At 62.3% G+C, this 16,042-nt stretch carries 17 protein-coding genes; 8 read left to right on the top strand and 9 right to left on the bottom strand.

Features of this window, described 5'->3' with window-relative positions; genetic code table 11:
- Nucleotides 1–3: 3 nt before the first annotated feature.
- Nucleotides 4–1,206, bottom strand: coding sequence for a hypothetical protein (locus tag V9F06_06775; protein ID MEI2617327.1), 1,203 nt, complete (start codon nt 1,204–1,206; stop codon nt 4–6).
- Between the two features lie 165 nt (nt 1,207–1,371).
- Complete coding sequence (gene tgt, locus V9F06_06770) at nt 1,372–2,571, bottom strand: tRNA guanosine(34) transglycosylase Tgt (protein ID MEI2617326.1); 1,200 nt, start codon at nt 2,569–2,571, stop codon at nt 1,372–1,374.
- Between tgt and V9F06_06765 the strand changes: the two genes are divergently transcribed.
- A complete protein-coding gene (locus V9F06_06765; GenBank protein MEI2617325.1) occupies nt 2,465–3,220 on the top strand; it encodes a class I SAM-dependent methyltransferase in 756 nt (251 codons plus the stop codon). The genes tgt and V9F06_06765 overlap by 107 nt on opposite strands.
- Here the strand turns inward: V9F06_06765 and V9F06_06760 are convergent.
- Nucleotides 3,211–3,615: a TatA/E family twin arginine-targeting protein translocase gene (locus V9F06_06760; protein ID MEI2617324.1), complete on the bottom strand. Its 405-nt coding sequence runs from the start codon at nt 3,613–3,615 to the stop codon at nt 3,211–3,213. The two genes, V9F06_06765 and V9F06_06760, sit on opposite strands and share 10 nt — an antisense overlap.
- Before the next feature lie 148 nt (nt 3,616–3,763).
- On the opposite strand from V9F06_06760, the gene pth reads away from it, so the two are divergent.
- From pth to meaB, 5 genes are all read left to right on the top strand, one after another.
- On the top strand, nt 3,764–4,387 hold the full coding sequence (pth, locus tag V9F06_06755) for an aminoacyl-tRNA hydrolase (protein MEI2617323.1): 624 nt from the start codon (nt 3,764–3,766) through the stop codon (nt 4,385–4,387).
- Between the two features lie 73 nt (nt 4,388–4,460).
- A complete protein-coding gene (locus V9F06_06750; GenBank protein ID MEI2617322.1) occupies nt 4,461–5,318 on the top strand; it encodes a 3-hydroxybutyryl-CoA dehydrogenase in 858 nt (285 codons plus the stop codon).
- Between the two features lie 197 nt (nt 5,319–5,515).
- Nucleotides 5,516–7,165 (top strand): methylmalonyl-CoA mutase family protein, encoded by a 1,650-nt coding sequence (locus V9F06_06745; protein MEI2617321.1) that lies wholly within the window; start codon nt 5,516–5,518, stop codon nt 7,163–7,165.
- 15 nt (nt 7,166–7,180) lie between these two features.
- Nucleotides 7,181–7,612, top strand: coding sequence for a cobalamin B12-binding domain-containing protein (locus V9F06_06740; protein MEI2617320.1), 432 nt, complete (start codon nt 7,181–7,183; stop codon nt 7,610–7,612).
- Between the two features lie 2 nt (nt 7,613–7,614).
- Entirely contained in the window at nt 7,615–8,577 is a 963-nt protein-coding gene (gene meaB, locus V9F06_06735; protein ID MEI2617319.1) for a methylmalonyl Co-A mutase-associated GTPase MeaB, read from the top strand.
- Here meaB and larB read toward each other — a convergent pair.
- From larB to ruvC, 3 genes are read right to left on the bottom strand one after another with little or no spacing between them, the layout of a single operon-like run.
- Nucleotides 8,562–9,317, bottom strand: a complete 756-nt coding sequence (larB, locus tag V9F06_06730; GenBank protein MEI2617318.1) for a nickel pincer cofactor biosynthesis protein LarB — start codon at nt 9,315–9,317, stop codon at nt 8,562–8,564. The genes meaB and larB overlap by 16 nt on opposite strands.
- Nucleotides 9,314–10,105 (bottom strand): TlyA family RNA methyltransferase, encoded by a 792-nt coding sequence (locus tag V9F06_06725; GenBank protein ID MEI2617317.1) that lies wholly within the window; start codon nt 10,103–10,105, stop codon nt 9,314–9,316. The genes larB and V9F06_06725 overlap by 4 nt, the downstream gene beginning before the upstream one ends.
- Entirely contained in the window at nt 10,102–10,599 is a 498-nt protein-coding gene (gene ruvC / locus V9F06_06720; GenBank protein MEI2617316.1) for a crossover junction endodeoxyribonuclease RuvC, read from the bottom strand. The genes V9F06_06725 and ruvC overlap by 4 nt, the downstream gene beginning before the upstream one ends.
- Nucleotides 10,600–10,870: 271 nt before the next feature.
- Between ruvC and rpoD the strand changes: the two genes are divergently transcribed.
- Nucleotides 10,871–12,067: an RNA polymerase sigma factor RpoD gene (rpoD, locus tag V9F06_06715; protein ID MEI2617315.1), complete on the top strand. Its 1,197-nt coding sequence runs from the start codon at nt 10,871–10,873 to the stop codon at nt 12,065–12,067.
- Nucleotides 12,068–12,134: 67 nt separating this feature from the next.
- Here rpoD and fabF read toward each other — a convergent pair whose 3' ends face one another.
- Both fabF and V9F06_06705 read right to left on the bottom strand, forming a co-directional pair.
- On the bottom strand, nt 12,135–13,385 hold the full coding sequence (gene fabF, locus V9F06_06710) for a beta-ketoacyl-ACP synthase II (protein ID MEI2617314.1): 1,251 nt from the start codon (nt 13,383–13,385) through the stop codon (nt 12,135–12,137).
- Complete coding sequence (locus tag V9F06_06705) at nt 13,378–14,334, bottom strand: D-glycerate dehydrogenase (protein ID MEI2617313.1); 957 nt, start codon at nt 14,332–14,334, stop codon at nt 13,378–13,380. The genes fabF and V9F06_06705 overlap by 8 nt, the downstream gene beginning before the upstream one ends.
- 305 nt (nt 14,335–14,639) lie before the next feature.
- Here V9F06_06705 and V9F06_06700 point away from each other — a divergent pair, with 305 nt between their 5' ends.
- The gene (locus tag V9F06_06700; GenBank protein ID MEI2617312.1) at nt 14,640–15,695 is read left to right on the top strand and encodes a hypothetical protein; all 1,056 of its coding nucleotides are present in this window, start codon (nt 14,640–14,642) and stop codon (nt 15,693–15,695) included.
- Here the strand turns inward: V9F06_06700 and rpsT are convergent.
- On the bottom strand, nt 15,692–15,961 hold the full coding sequence (rpsT, locus tag V9F06_06695; GenBank protein ID MEI2617311.1) for a 30S ribosomal protein S20: 270 nt from the start codon (nt 15,959–15,961) through the stop codon (nt 15,692–15,694). The genes V9F06_06700 and rpsT overlap by 4 nt on opposite strands.
- Between the last annotated feature and the right edge of the window lie 81 nt (nt 15,962–16,042).

The raw sequence follows: 16,042 nt of genomic DNA, 5'->3' as shown, positions 1-16,042 counted from the left end.
TCATCACCTGAGGAGCTCGCCGCTGGTGAGCGACACGTTGGTTACACGTGTCTGGTAACTCTGTCCCGAAGCGTACAACACGACCGCGGTTATCTGTCTCGGCAACGGCGTCAGATTGCTCAGGTCGTATGACACGCGGCTCCAGGCGTCGCGTTCGACGCGCGAACCACGAAATTCATCGATCGGTCGATCCGGGTCAGAGACGGCGTAGTAGGCATGCGACCAGGTCCGTTCCTTTCCCTCGACGTCGATATAGTCGAGCATGACGATCAACGGGAACTGGTTGAGATCATCGCCGCCGCCGGCCGGCTGCTGATCTGTGATCCGCACGTCGAACTGAAGTCGGAGTGATGTGATGACGCGCAGCGTCTTGCCGACACGTTGCCGCACACCCGCCTGTACGGTTCCGGCAGTTCCGTCAGACGGGCGAGAGATTGCAAGCGCGACGACGTCAGCCCCCTGGATCTGATCGCTCACGAGGTCAACAGATGCGTTGACAGGGACGATCCCGGCCTGCTGGGCATTTTGTTGGCGGAAGTCGACCCAGCCGGCCAGTCCGTTCTCGAACGAGCCGTTGACAAGAAGCTCTCGCACCGGCGCGGTAATCTTGCCGGCAACTCCTGTCGGATCGATGACCGTCTGCTGATTCTCGGTCAGTGTCAATTCGCGATCGGCGCGCGTCACCGTCGCTTGCCCACGAAGGACGGCCGCGCGAACACTGGCGTCTGCTGGCGCTGAGCCATCTCCCGGCGACACAATCTCGACCAGAAATGCGCCTTCTTGCTGCCTGGAGACTTCGGATGCCATGACCGCCCGGGATCCGGCGGCCTCGATCACGAGCTCGCTATAGGAATAGTCACCCGACGGAACCATGTTCGCGTAGACTGCGCCGCGTTCTAGCCGCAGCGTAACCAGCTTCGTCCGGTCAAAGAATCGTGACGAGCGCATTCGGTCGATCATCACGACCGAATCCTCGGCGATCTCGACCGTGGTTCCGTCAAAGGCGGTCAGCGTGACAACGGTGCCGAGAGCAGTTGATACTCGATCGCCCTCGCTGACCATCTGGTCGGCGTCGATCAGACGCCAGTCCGTATCGGCCGGCGACCGGATCAACACCCCACTGCCACTGATGAACGTGATTCGCGCGTCGTGAGCCTCGGTCGCATGGCGACTCGCCCAGACGACGCCGGAAATCAGCGCAACCAACAGGATAAACGACCAGGCGCTGACGACGCCGAGTACGAGCCACGCTCTCTTGATTTGATTCTCCGGTGACCGCGGCCCGTCGAATTGTGGGGCCGGGCTTACGGGCTCTGGTCTCGGATCTCCAGCTTGCGAAGTCATTGCCTGCTCATAGCGATGCGCGATCGCTCAGCGTGTGCTGTGCGCACGCGCGATGCGGTGCTTCTCGCGCTGTTGCGCGGCGATCTGTTGGTCGGCGGGGCGATACGTGCTGATGAACTCGCTTCGGTCCTCGGCAAACGTCCCCGCCTCGATCGCGGTCGCCATCCGTTCCGTTTGCCGATGAAGGAAGCGCACGTTGTGAATCGAGCCCAGCCGATAGGCGAGCAACTCTCGCGCGCGGAAGAGATGGTGCACGTAGGCGGCGCTGAACGTCTGACACGTATAGCAGTCGCATGACGCATCGATCGGCTCGTCGACAAGGCGAAATCGACTGGCAGCGATATCGACGCGTCCGGTCGGAGTGTACAGCGCGCCACGTCGCGCCACTCGCGTCGGAAGGACGCAATCGAACAGGTCGACGCCTGCCGCAACGCCATTCCAAAGGTCTTCTGGTGATCCGACCCCCATCAGGTATCGAGGACGGTCGGCCGGCAGCCCATCGATCGAAGCCGCGAGCATCTCGCCCATGACATCCTTCGGCTCGCCGACGCTGAGCCCACCGATCGCGCAGCCATCGACGCCACTCTCGGCGACGAACGCCGCCGACGCGACCCGACGCGAAAGATCGAATCCGCCCTGGCAGATGCCAAAAAGCAAGCCCCGCGTCGGGTCGTCGCCACTTTCGGCGCGAAAGGCGGCGATATTCCGCGGCAGCCACTCGTGGGTTAACCGCATAGCTGCGGCCTGCTCGGCGTCATCGGCGCCGAATCCGGCCAGAACGTCGAGGGCCATCGTGATATCCGACCCGAACTGAGACTGCAGCTTCATCGCGCGCTCCGGGGTCAACTCGTGTTGCGACCCGTCGCTATGCGAACGGAATATCACGCCGTTGGCTGTCAGCTTCCGGGTTCCTGCCAGGCTGAAGATCTGAAAGCCGCCCGAATCAGTGAGTAGTGGTCCATCCCATCGCATGAAGTGGCTGGCGCCGCCGAGGTGTTCCAGCGCATCGGCGCCCGGTCGAAGCATGAGATGATACGTGTTTGCCAGGATGATCTGGCTGCCGACGGCGCGAAGATCGGCCGGGTCGAGGGCCTTGACTGCCGCCTGCGTCCCGACTGGCATGAACGCAGGCGTGCGAACCACGCCACGCGGTAGGCGAAGCAATCCACGCCGCGCGCGTCCATCGGTAGCGGTTACGGTAAACGCATCGAGAGGCTGCATCAACATGCCGGGTAGTATGCCAGCCAGCCGTCGACCTGTAGTCGAGATCCGCCGCGCAGCACTGGGTTGGGGGTTTTCGCTCCTCTACGGGAGGCTCGCGTTTCTGCACGAACCCGCAGGTCGACTGCTGAACGGGCCGGCCTGGAATGGCCGCCGCATGATGGCGCTCGACCCACCGATCTTTGCCACACTGCTCGATCTTGGTTGCGGCGAGGGTTGCCTTGTTGCGCGGGCCGCTCGGGCAGGAGTCCTCGCGCTTGGCATTGACCGATCGATGTCCATGATTCACCGAGCGCAACGCCGGGGTGTGCCTGTCGTGTGTGCGAGTGCGAGCGCGCTCCCGGTGAGCGACGGGTCAATGGATGTTGTTACGTCAACATACCCGGGTGTCTGGATCTTCGATGCCGCCGTTTTCCGCGAGGTCGCCCGCGTTCTTCGGCCCGGCGGTGAGGTGCGGATCCTTCTCGGAGGATCGATCACCGCGGGCCGGTGGTCGCAGCCGAGAAGGATCCTCGCCCGGATCATTTATGGCAAGCAGAACAGTGCGTCGCCGGAAGCGCCAACCAATGATCTTCTTGTCGGCAGCATAGTCATCCGTAAAGATCGTTGGGGGGAGTCGGTTTGGTGGATGGGGCGGCGCCCCAACTATGATTGAGGATGCGCGACGGGCTGATCTCCGGCTTCGTCGAGCGCGGCGAGATCAGCGAAGGGATCTTCTCGGGTTGCTGCCGACTTGGGCTGCGCCGAGCTCGGGGAAGCGGAACTGGCCGGACGGCTGCCGCCTTCGATCGCAGACGGAATCGACTGTGCGATCGCGACGGTCTCCTTCTGGACGTTGCTGACGGTTTCCTTGACGTCGGTGACCGACGACTGGACATCGTTGATCGAGCCCTCGAACTCGTCGGTCATCTCTTTCGTGATCCGACGGAAATCGCGGACGGCTTTGCCGACCTGCGCGCCAATTTCCGGGAGCTTGCCCGGGCCAAAGATAATCAGGGCGACGATCATGATCACGAGGATTTCCGGGGTTCCCATGCCGAACACGTTCATGTCTGAGCTCCGAGGTGCGCCGCCGGGGCGGCGTGAGAAATTAGCGGTGCATCAAGCGCGGAGTATACCATCGGGGCTGCGGCGCTCTGGCTACGAGAACACTGATTGGTTCCGTTGGTTCCGCCGTCGGGCGAGGGGGGATGACCACGTGCGCCAGGAACGAAGTGATGTCTGGTTAATTGTCGGGCTAGGAAACCCGGGCCGGCGCTACGAAGGGACACGCCATAACGCCGGATTCATGGTGCTGGATCGCCTGCGGAGTCGACTGCCTGCGGGAACTACTCGCAGCCGCTTCCAATCGGAGATCTGCGAAACTCGGCTCGCCGACCAGCGACTCGTCCTCGCGATGCCGCAGACGTTTATGAACGAGAGTGGCGTTGCCGTCGCGGAGCTGGCGCGCTGGTACAAGGTTCCGCGCGATCGGTTGCTGGTAGTGTCGGATGACCTGGATCTCCCATTTGGAAGCATCCGGCTGCGCGGAGAGGGCAGTGATGGCGGTCACAATGGCGTCGCCTCGATCATCCACCATCTGCGTTCATCGAGCTTCCCGCGCCTTCGCGTTGGCATCTCGCGACCTGCGACCGGCCCGACTGTGCCATATGTTCTTTCGCCATTTTCGCCAGCCGAGCGGCAGCGCCTCGGAGATGTGCTCGATCTGGCAGCAGATGCCATCGTGGTCTGGTTGCAAGAGGGTCTCGTGCCGGCAATGAACCAATTCAATCGAAAGCCAACGATCGAGTTGACGGCGGACGTGCCACCCGGCAGCAGGTGATACAAATACCGGCGCCTACGGTATTGCCGGTCGAATGGCCGCTAACCGGGCGCGTGAGCGGAGGAGAACAGACGTGGAAATTACGCGGGTCGCGGTGGTCGGCGGCGGGACGATGGGTAATGGCATTGTGCAGGTGATGGCGCAGGCCGGCGTTCCGGTAACGATGGTGGACATCAGCCAGGAGAGCCTCGATCGTGGGCTGACGACGATTCGCGCGAACCTGCAGCGGGGGGTGGATCGCGAACGTATCTCCGCAGACACAATGGCTCTTGCGCTCGGCCTCATCGAATCAACCACATCCTTCGGTTCGTTGGCCGGCGTGGACCTGATGATCGAAGCGGTTCCAGAAGTCCTTGCCCTGAAACGTGAGGTCTTCGAGCGGGCCGACGAGATGGCTCCCGAACGGACGATTCTGGCGTCGAATACCTCATCGATTCCGATCACGATGCTCGGCGCGGCGACGCGCCGGCCCCAGCGGGTAATCGGAATGCATTTCTTCAACCCCGTCCCGGTGATGCAGCTGGTCGAGATTATCCGCGGCCTTGAGACCGATGATGAGACTGTCAGCGCGGTGACGGCTCTTGCGGTGAAGGTCGGCAAGACGCCAGTCGAGGTGAACGATTTCCCCGGCTTCATCTCCAACCGGGTGCTGATGCCGATGGTTAACGAAGCGATCTACTGCCTGATGGAAGGCGTCGCGACGCGGGACAATATCGATCAGGTGATGAAGTTGGGTATGAATCACCCGATGGGCCCACTCGCGCTCGCAGACCTGATCGGGCTTGACGTCTGCCTCGATATCCTCGAAGTGTTGCAACGTGACCTCGGTGACCCGAAGTACCGTCCTTGCCCCTTGCTCCGCAAGATGGTCGCTGCCGGCAAGCTTGGCCGCAAGAGCGGCGAAGGATTCTACGACTACCGAACACGATAGCGGCAGGACTCCGTCGGAACGGTCCAGTAACGCTGAACTCGCAACATCGGAGCCCGGAGCGCAAAAAGATCCTGTGACGCTACCCATGGCAGAGCGACTGCGGGTAGGATAGATTGAGAGCGCCATCAGATTCGGCTCGCTCACACCTCCAGTCGGCAACGACGCCGACCTCAGGCCACGTACTGAAGGAGGGTTCCATGGCCGGACCGTTTTCGCGCATGCCCGGTGACGAGCGCTATGCGGGATCACCCCCGGATGAGCGGGAGTTCACGACCGTCTCTGGCGAAGCCGTCCAGTCGGTCTACGCACCCGCCGATCTGCGCCGTGTTGATTTCGACTATCAGCGTGATCTTGGTGATCCCGGCGCGTATCCCTTCACTCGCGGGATCCATAGCTCCATGTATCGCGGCAAGCTGTGGACGATTCGCATGTTCGCCGGCTTTGGCTCCGCTGAAGAGACCAACGCGCGATTCCGCTACCTCCTCGATCACGGTGAGACCGGGTTGTCGATCGCGTTTGACCTGCCCACCCTTTACGGCCGCGACACGGACGACCCGCTCGCTGCCGGAGAGTTCGGCAAGTGCGGCGTCGCCGTCTCCTCGCTGGCCGATATGGAGGCGCTGCTCGATGAGATCCCGCTCGACGTTGTGACAACGTCGATGACGATCAACGGGCCGGCTGCCGTCATCTGGGCGATGTATATCGCAACGGCCGAGAAGCGCGGGGTGCCCCGCGAGAATCTCCGCGGGACGTTGCAGAACGACATCCTCAAGGAATTCACCTCTCAGAACGAGTTCATCTTTCCGCCCTCGCCGTCGATGAAGCTTGTCACCGACACGATCGAGTTCGCCACCCGAGAGATGCCGTTGTGGAATTCGATCTCGATCTCCGGTTATCACATCCGCGAGGCCGGCGCGACGGCGACTGAGGAGCTTGCATTTACGCTGGCCGACGGCCTTGCGTACGTGGACGCCGCGCTAGAGCGCGGCCTCGATATCGACGAGTTCGCCCCACGCCTGTCGTTCTTCTTCAACTGTCACAACGACTTCTTCGAGGAGATCAGCAAGTTCCGCGCGGCTCGTCGTATCTGGGCTCGCTTGATGCGCGAGCGCTATGGCGCGAAGAACGAGCGGTCATTGTGGCTACGGTTCCACACCCAGACGGCCGGTTGCTCGCTCACCGCCCAGGAACCGGAGAACAACGTTATTCGGACAACGATCCAGGCCCTGGCTGCCGTTCTCGGCGGGACGCAGAGTCTCCACACAAACTCGCTGGACGAAGCGATCGCGCTTCCCAGCGAGTGGGCCGCGCGAATTGCCGTTCGGACTCAGCAGATTCTTGCCAGCGAGAGCGGTATCGCAAACATCACGGATCCACTAGGCGGTTCGTATGCGGTCGAAACAATGACGACCGAGATGGAACAGCGTGTCCTCGCCATCTTCGATGAGATCGAATCCTATGGCGGCGTCGTGCCGGCTATCGAGGAGGGCTACTTCCTGCGAAGGATCGCCGACAGCTCGTATCGTTACCAACAGGCTCTGGCCGACCAACGCAAGATTATCGTTGGCGTCAACGCCTTTCGCTCTGACGAGGAACCCGGTATTCCATTGCTACAGATGGATCCTCATGGAGAGGGCCGCCAGATCGAACGCTTGCGACGCGTGCGCGATGAGCGGGACCCCGAGATCTGGAGGACATCGATCGAGCGGCTGGAGAATGCCGCGCGGGCCGGCGAGAACGTCATGCCGTGGCTAATCGATGCCGCCAACGCCTACGCAACGCTCGGCGAGATTACAAACAGCTTGCGTCGCGTCTACGGCGAGTATCGCCAGTTGCTGGTTGTCTAGCGAGGGGTGGAGGGAATGATGGTCTCTACAGCGCATCCGCGAACGACGCCGATTCGCGTCCTCGTCGCCAAGCCGGGGCTGGATGGACATGACCGTGGCGCAAAGGTCATGGTTCGCGCGCTTCGCGACGCGGGTATGGAAGTGATCTATACCGGACTGTTCCAGACTCCCGAGATGATCGCCCGGGCAGCGATCGACGAGGATGCGGACGTCATCGGGCTCTCGATCCTGTCCGGCGCGCATCTGGCCTTGTTCCCGAAGATCTTCGCTGAGCTGGAGAAGGCGGGCGTCACCGACGTTCTCGTTGTCGCGGGCGGCACCATCCCGAACGAGGACATTCCACATGTCAAGGAGCTCGGCGTCGCTGAGGTCTTTGGCCCTGGAACGCCGATGGAGGAGGCGGTTCGCTTCATCCGCGAGCACGCACCCGATCGGAGCGGTGAGTGATCGTGACCCGGCAAGAAGAGCTCGTTGCCCGATTCCGCACGGGCGACCGCGCCGCCCTCGCCCGGCTGATCTCGTGGGTCGAGAATGGGCAGCCGGCCGGGATGCGCGCGCTTTCCGAGGTCTATCAATTGACCGGCAACGCGTATGTTGTCGGTATCACCGGGCCGCCGGGCGCCGGCAAGAGCACCCTCACCAACGCGTTGATTCGTGGCTATCGGGCGCGCGGGAAGACCGTCGCCGTTGTCGCGATCGATCCTTCGAGCGTGCTGACTGGTGGCGCTACGCTGGGCGACCGGATTCGGATGATCGAGAACTTTGACGATCCGGGCGTCTACATTCGCTCGATGGCGACTCGTGGCGAGATGGGTGGCTTGTCGTTGGCCGTTGGCGCCGTCGTCCATCTTCTCGACGCCTACGGGTTTGACATCATTCTGATCGAGACTGTCGGCGTTGGGCAGGACGAGGTCGATGTCGGCGAGTTGGCCGATACGACGCTCCTGCTCCAGGTGCCCGGGCTGGGCGACGCGATTCAGACGATCAAGGCCGGCGTGCTCGAGATTGCCGATGTCCTGGTCGTCAACAAGGCCGATCTCGCAGGCGCGAATGATCTCGTTCGTGATCTGCGGATGATGCTTCGGCTAGGCGATCATGGCGCCTGGGTTGCGCCGATCGTCGAGACGGTGGCAACCGAGCAACGCAACACCGACACGCTGATCGAGAAGATCGAGCAACATGCTGCATTCCTGGCTGAGACTGGCGAAGGCCGATCCCGACGCGACAGGCGAGATCGGAGAGAGATTGCCCGACTGGCCCGGCGCTGGCTGGCGGCACAGGTCGACAGTGTTCTTCTTGAGCCGGAAACGCAGGGTCTCCTCGCGTCGCTATTCGCGCGCAGCACGGACCCCCTCACCGTCGCGACCGCTGTTGCTCAGCGTTCTGCCGGCCGATATCAGCGCGAACCCTGATTGTGGCGTGCCGCGGCGTGGGCGATTCGCGCCGCGAAGACCCCGGCCCCGACGCCGTTGTCAATGTTGACGACCGCCAACCCCGGCGTGCACGACGATAGCATCGTGCCGAGCGCGGTGTTCCCTCCGCTGGCGACACCGTAGCCAACCGACGTCGGCAGCCCGATTACTGGCACGTCTACGAGCCCGGTCACGACTGTCGGTAGCGCCCCGTCCATCCCTGCGGCAACGATAATGACTGCGACATCGTCGGCTATGAGATCCCGGAGCGGTTGGACGAGGCGATGGAGCCCGGCGATGCCGACGTCAGCGACAACAGTGACCCGGCAGCCGAGCTCGAAGGCGACGGTCGCTGCCTCCCCCGCGGCGGAAAGGTCGGACGTCCCGGCAGTGATCACCGCAACGTGGCCAATGCTCCGCACGATCGGAGCATCTGGACGGGCGAGGATCACCGTTTCTCCCGGGTACGGCTGCTCGACCGTGACATCGCCCAGCGCGCTGGCAAGCTGCTCCATTCGTTCCCGGCCGACTCGTGAGACGATCACTCGCGGCTCGACGGCAAGTAGCCGTTCGCACGCGCGGATGATCTGTTCGTCCGTCTTGTTCTGGCCGAAGACGATCTCCGGAGAGCCGGTCCGCCGCCGTCGGTCGAGGTCGATTCGAACCTCGGTCGTTATTGGAGTCTCGCTATGTCCAGTGTTGTTCAGCGCGGCGACGATGGCAGCGAATGGATCCCTCACCAATCTCCCCTTTCGAACACCTCGTCGATATCTACGTCGTTCGCTGTGTCTCGGCCGGTCGTCATCCAGATCAGGTATTCGATATTCCCGGCCGGCCCGGTGATGGGCGACGGAACCAATCCTCGGACAGCGAAATCAGTCTCCCGCGCTGCCTCGACAACCTGTCTCGCGACATGCTGGCGAACCTTCGGGTCGCGCACGACGCCACCCTTTCCGACGCTCTCTTTCCCGGCTTCGAATTGTGGCTTGATCAACGCGACGCAGACGCCGGATCCACCGAGCAGGCGACGGGCCACCGGCAGAATCAATCGGAGCGAGATGAACGACACGTCGATGCAGACGAAGTCGACCAGCTCAGGGAGCGCCTCGAGATACCGCGCGTTGACTCGTTCCATCACGATGACACGCGGATCGGACCGCAGACGGTAGTCGAGCTGACCATAGCCAACGTCGATCGCGTAGACCTTCGCAGCCCCACGTTGGAGCAGGCAGTCCGTGAAGCCGCCCGTAGACGCGCCAAGATCAGCCGCAATCATGCCGGTCGCATCGATCTCGAACTCGTTGAGTGCGTGGTCGAGCTTCAAGCCTCCACGGCTGACATATGGAAGCTTCGCGCGGACTTCGAGCTGGAGCGTCTCGTCGACCAACTCGGCCGGCTTGAGGATGATGCGATCGCCGGAACGGATTTCCCCAGCCACTATCAGCGTCTTTGCGCGTGATCGCGACTCGGCTAACCCCTGCCGGAGAACCAGCTCATCGGCACGCACTTTTCGTGGTCTCGCGCTCACCGGACCCTGATTCCATACTGGCGAGTCATTCGACTGAAGTGCACGTGACAGATCGCTACGGCAAGGGCATCGGCGGCGTCGTCCGGCGTTGGGATCTCGTCCATCTCAAGCAGCACCTGAACCATCTGTTGGATCTGCTGCTTGTCGGCTTTACCGTAGCCAGAGATCGTTTGCTTCACCTCGGACGGTTTGTACTCGAATACAGGTATCCCGCTCTGTGCCGCCGCGAGCAAAACGACGCCCCGTGCCTGGCCGACGGCGAGAGCGGTCGTCACGTTTCGGGCAAAAAAGAGCTGTTCGATCGCCAACTCGTCCGGTTCATACTCTTCGATGAGCTTCCGAACCGCGTCATAGACCTGCAACAGTCGCTGCTCCATCATCTCGGAACTCGTAGTGGAGACGACTCCGTAGGTGATGAGCGACGGTTCGGTTTCACCCCTGACCAGACCATAGCCTAGCAGAGCGGTGCCCGGGTCAACGCCGAGAGTGATCACGATCAGGCTCCTGAATCAGCCGATTCGGCATGGCAATTGTCAGCTCGCGCCTGCCAACGTATTGAAATGTGGGTAAACCTGCCGTATACTGCCGATCAGGCAAGCTACGGGCGACCCCACAACGAATGACAAGGATACTCGTGTTCGCCAATTGAGCCGGCATTCTGGGACCCCTTCGATCGTTCGCCGGCAACTCCCCGCGAATACGCCCGACTCGTTCGATACGCCACTGTAGCGACTGGAGACGTACGGGCGGGAGGGGCAATCGAGCATGGTATCGAGCCTTCTATCCAAGGGTAAGGATCAGGGATTCCTGCTTTCGGATGAGGTCATTGCCGCGTTTCCCAGGTTGGAAGAGGACATCGCAGCGATTGACGAACTCTGGTCTTCGTTGCTTGAGCATAACGTGGAAATCCTGGACGATCCACCAGCCGCTGATCTCAATCCACCGCGACTTCAACTGACTCGATCCCGGGCCATCGAGTCGTCCAACGGTGTCTCCGAGGTAGATCCGTTCGCCAGACCTTCGCGTGACGATGCCGAAGCCTACCTCGCTGGCGCAGCCACAGATTCTGTCCGCCTCTACCTTCAGGAGATCGGCGAAACCGATCTGCTCACGATGCAGGAAGAGGTCTGGCTGGCCAAACGGATGGAACGTGGGCTGCACGCTGCCGACCGTCTCGCCCGGTGTGATTACGCGGACGAGTCCGAGCGACGCGAGCTGGAAGCAGATCGCGACGACGGAGAGAAGGCTCGGTCGCACCTCATCCAGGCCAACCTTCGACTCGTCGTCTCAGTGGCGAAGAAGTACGTGGGGCGCGGGCTCTCGTTCCTGGATCTGATCCAGGAAGGCAATATCGGCTTGATGAAAGCCACCGACAAGTTCGACTACCGCCGGGGCTTCAAGTTCTCGACCTACGCGACCTGGTGGATACGCCAGGCGATCACGCGCGCCATTTCCGACCAGAGCCGCACGATCCGGCTGCCGGTTCACGTTGGCGAGACGATCAATCGGGTCAAGAAGACCGGCCACCGGCTCCAGCAGATCTTCGAGCGCGAGGCAACCCACGAGGAGATCGCCCGCGCGATGGACGTGCCAATCGCAAAGGTCCGCCAGGTACTCGATGTCTCACGTCTGCCGGTGTCGCTCGAAGCGCCCGTCGGGCAGGAGGGCGATGCCTTCCTGGGGGATTTCATCGAGGATGATTCGATGCCACCACCGCTCGAGCTAGCCTCGCAGCAACTGCTACGAGGACAGATCGGCGACGCGCTGGACAAGCTGACGGAACGGGAGCGTCGGATTATCATCCTTCGCTTCGGTCTCGAGGACGGTAAGTTCCGCACGCTTGAGGAGGTTGGGCGGGAGTTCAGCATCACTCGCGAGCGCATCCGCCAGATCGAGGCAAAAGCGCTGCGTAAACTCCGTCACCCATCCTATAGCAGGACGCTTCGCGGATATCTCGACTGATCAGTGAATCCGACATGTGCGAGACCGGCGGTCGTAGTTGACCGCCGGTCTCGCTGTGCGTAACGCATTACTCCTCGTACGCGCTGAACACCAGTGAAACGTTATGTCCACCGAAACCGAGCGAGTTGCTGACGATGTGACGCAACTCCCCCGGTCGCGCGTCGTTTGGCACGTAGTCCAGGTCACATTCCGGGTCAGGGTGCTCGTAGTTGATTGTCGGCGGCATTGTCTGTGCCTGAAGGGCATGCACCGAGAAGACGGCTTCGACCGCCCCCGCCGCGCCGAGGAGGTGGCCGGTGGCGCCTTTGGTTGATGACGTCGGCGGCGTGATCGCGCCGAACACGGTGCGAATTGATCGTGTCTCGAATGCATCGTTGAGCCTCGTCGAAGTCCCGTGAGCGTTGATGTACGAGATATCGGCGGGGGTGAGGCCGGCACGCTCGATTGCCAGGCGCATGGAGCGCGCCGCGCCCTCACCTTCGGGACCCGGCTGCACGATGTGCGAGGCGTCCGCGGTCGCGGCATAACCAGAGACGACAGCGAGCACCGCTGCTCCCCGCGCGAGTGCTGACTCGAGTGACTCAAGAACAAGGATACCGGCCCCTTCGCCAAGCACGAACCCGTCGCGCTCGCGGTCGAACGGCCTGCTGGCGTGGGTTGGATCGTCATTACGGGTCGAGAGAGCGCCGGCGGCGGCAAATCCGGCTACACCGGCCGGCGTAATCGCGGCTTCAGCGCCACCGGCAATTACGACATCAGCATCGCCACGGGCGATCATTGCCGCCGATTCCCCGATCGCGTGAGCTCCACTCGCGCAGGCGCTGACCGTGGCGAGGTTTGGCCCGCGCGCGCCGAGACGGATTGAGACGATGCCCGACGCCATGTCTGCGAGCATCATTGGCACAAAAAACGGGCTGACCCTGTTTGGCCCGCGAGTTGCCAACGTCGCGAAGCCGCTCTCCAGTGTCTCCATGCCACCCATGGCAGAGCCGATGACAACGCCGACTCGATCGCGATTCGCGGTCGTGATCTTCAGCCCTGACTGGTGAACTGCTTCGTCGGTGGCCGCCGCGGCAAGCTGAATATACCGATCAGTCCGCCGGACCTCCTTTGGTGGGAACCAGCGATCGCCACTGAAGCCCGGGACCTGCGCCGCGATTCGGACGGGAAAGCCGGATGTGTCAAATCGATCGATTGCGACCACACCACCAGCGCCAGCCACGACGCGATTCCACGAGTCGGCGGATCCGATACCGAGTGGGGTAACACAGCCAACGCCAGTGACGACGACAGGATTGGCGCCCGCGCGATCAGACATTCCTGAGAACCTCCGGATTCAGGCAATGTGGCGGCTCGACCCCTGTCAGCACTGCGACGACGTTCTGCGCTGCCAGCGACGACATGCGCATCCGGGTTGTCATCGTCGCGCTAGCGATGTGCGGAACGATCGTCACTCGGTCGAAGCTGTAGAGTGGGTGATCGGACGGCAGTGGCTCCGGGTCGGTGACATCGAGCCCGACTCCGAATAGCCGGCCTTCCTCCAATGCTGCGACCAGCGCGTCGGCGTCGATCACAGTCCCGCGGGAGGTATTGATCAGAATCGCGTCCGACTTCATCAGTGCCAATGCGTGGGCGTCGATCAGATGGTGAGTGGTGGGAGTAGCTGGGACGTGCAGAGACACGATATCGGCTGTCTCAAGGAGTTCGTCGATGTCGAGACGCTGGTAACGTTCGTCTGTTCTCCCGCTGCTATACACGACGCGCATCCCCAACCCTGTTGCCATCTGAGCGACGGAGGCGCCGATTCTCCCGAGCCCGACGATCCCGAGCGTCGCGCCGGCCAGGTCGCGGCCAAGAAATCGAAACGGGTACCATGTCTTCCAGTCGCCATCGCGCGCGGCGCGGGCGGCCGGGACAACCTGGCGAGCGACGGCCATCAGCAATGCGATAGTGAATTCAGCCGTCGTCTGGGTAAGCACATTCGGCGTCGTGCAGGCCGCAACTCGCCGTGCAGTGCAGGCAGCGACATCGATGTTGTCGAAACCAACGGCGAGGTTACTGACAACCCGAAGCGACGGACATCGGTCGAGGAGGCCGGCATCGACCCGGTCGGTGAGGAGCATCAACGCGCCATCAACGCCATCGAGGAGCTTCAGGAGCTCGTCTCGGTCGGGCGGAAGGTCGTTATCCCAATACCGTAACTGCCCGATACTGGCGAGAATTGCCAGTGCGTCATCGTCAATTCGCCTCGTCACCGCGACCTGCATCGTCACGTCCCTCCCTTGTGTGCTCGGCATTGTAGTCAGTGTCCGGTGAGCCCGCCAGCGGCGGGCGCGGCTGGGCTATACTTGGCCCTGGGTGAGACGATGACACCGGCCGGATGGTTACAGCGTTTCGGGCCAACATCACTAGTTTTCGGGCGTCGTTGGCCGGTTCCCAGGAACCGCTCCTCCGGACTCCCACCTGCGGATGCAGGCTTGAAAGCTAGCCCATCTGGTTCGGTTCGTCTCACCCACTCCTCATTCTCGACACCAGCGCGCCAGACCAGACGCCGCGGCCAAGGATCGGATCAGTGGTGAGCATCTTTCTCTATGGCGACGACGATCTTCGTATTGATGAGCGCGTGTTGTCACTTCGGCAATCGCTCGACCCCCAGGGGCTAAGTACCACGACGATCGATGTGCAATCGTCGACGATCTCCGAAATTGCTACAGCGTGCCAGTCTGCGCCATTCTTTGGCGGAGAGCGCGTTGTCGTTCTCAGCCAGCCGTTTGTCGTCGCCCGACGCTCCGCAGATAGCGACCCCGAAGAAGAGCCAGCTGGCCGTGTTCCATGGGCCGACCTGGTCGCCGTTTTACGGAGTTGCCCATCGACTACGGTAGTGCTGATGCGCCATGCGGGTTCGGTTGCGGCGAATCACCCCGCGCGCAAAGCGATCAAGCCGCTCGGGTGGGACGAGGAGTCGTATGTCATCCCACGTGGCGCGGATCTCGCAGCGTGGGTCGTCGAACGAGCGCGGTCTCGCAGCGCAGAGATGCATCCCACCGCAGCCACGACGTTGCTGGACCTGCTCTACCCAGGTGTCTGGCAGAGGGCTCCGACGAAGTTCACCACGGCGACTCCAGATACGCGCCTGATTGCCAGTGAAATCGACAAGCTTGTCAGCGCGTCGGATGGGACTATCGACGCGGATCTCGTTCGCCTCCTGGTCGTCGATCGAGGTGGGTATGTTGCGTTCGAGCTCAATAATGCGGTGTTTGCTGGGCAGACAAGCCGGGCGCTCATCGAGCTTGAGAAGATGCTCGACGCCGGTCAACCGGCAGAGCTGATCGTTGCTTCGCTCGCGTCCGAAGCCCCGATACTCGCCTCGCTGCGCTATGTCCGGGAATATGGCGCAGCGACTATTGCTGGCGCTGCCGGCGCTAGCGAACCTCGGATCAAAATGGCGTCGAGCCGGGGCGGCCGGATACCGGCGTCAGCGCATCGTCGAATTGCACTACTGTTGCAGGATACCGACGCGTCGATCAAAGCAGGACGCGAAACAGCCTCGACGGTCGTTGCTCCGCTTGTGGCGGAGATCGCCGAGGCTGTCAGGATGAGCGCTGGCCCGAGCCGTCGTTCGCCCTAGCTTGTCGCCATGGAGTTGTACTTGGCCATCAGTCGCGACTTGCGGCGCGCGGCATTGTTCGGATGGATGACGCCCTTCGAGGCGGCGCGATCGAGCATCGCCTGTGCGTTGAGAACCGCGCCACTTGCGGCTTCCTTTTCGGCGGCCCGAATCAGCTCCTCGGCCCGGCGCACCATCGTGCGAGACGCAGAGCGATAGGTTCGGTTACGGACACGGCGGCGCTCGGCCACCCTCGCGCGCTTTTCGGCTGACTTGTTGTTGGCCAAGCTCGACCCCCTCCGTCGTGCGGACAGATTGCTCATGAACACAGAAAGCACGCCCGACATCGTGGGCGAGCGAACCCCGGA

It is taken from the genome of Thermomicrobiales bacterium (assembly GCA_037045155.1).
Lineage (GTDB): Bacteria > Chloroflexota > Chloroflexia > Thermomicrobiales > CFX8 > JAMLIA01.
This window is presented reverse-complemented; position numbering and strand designations above follow the sequence as displayed.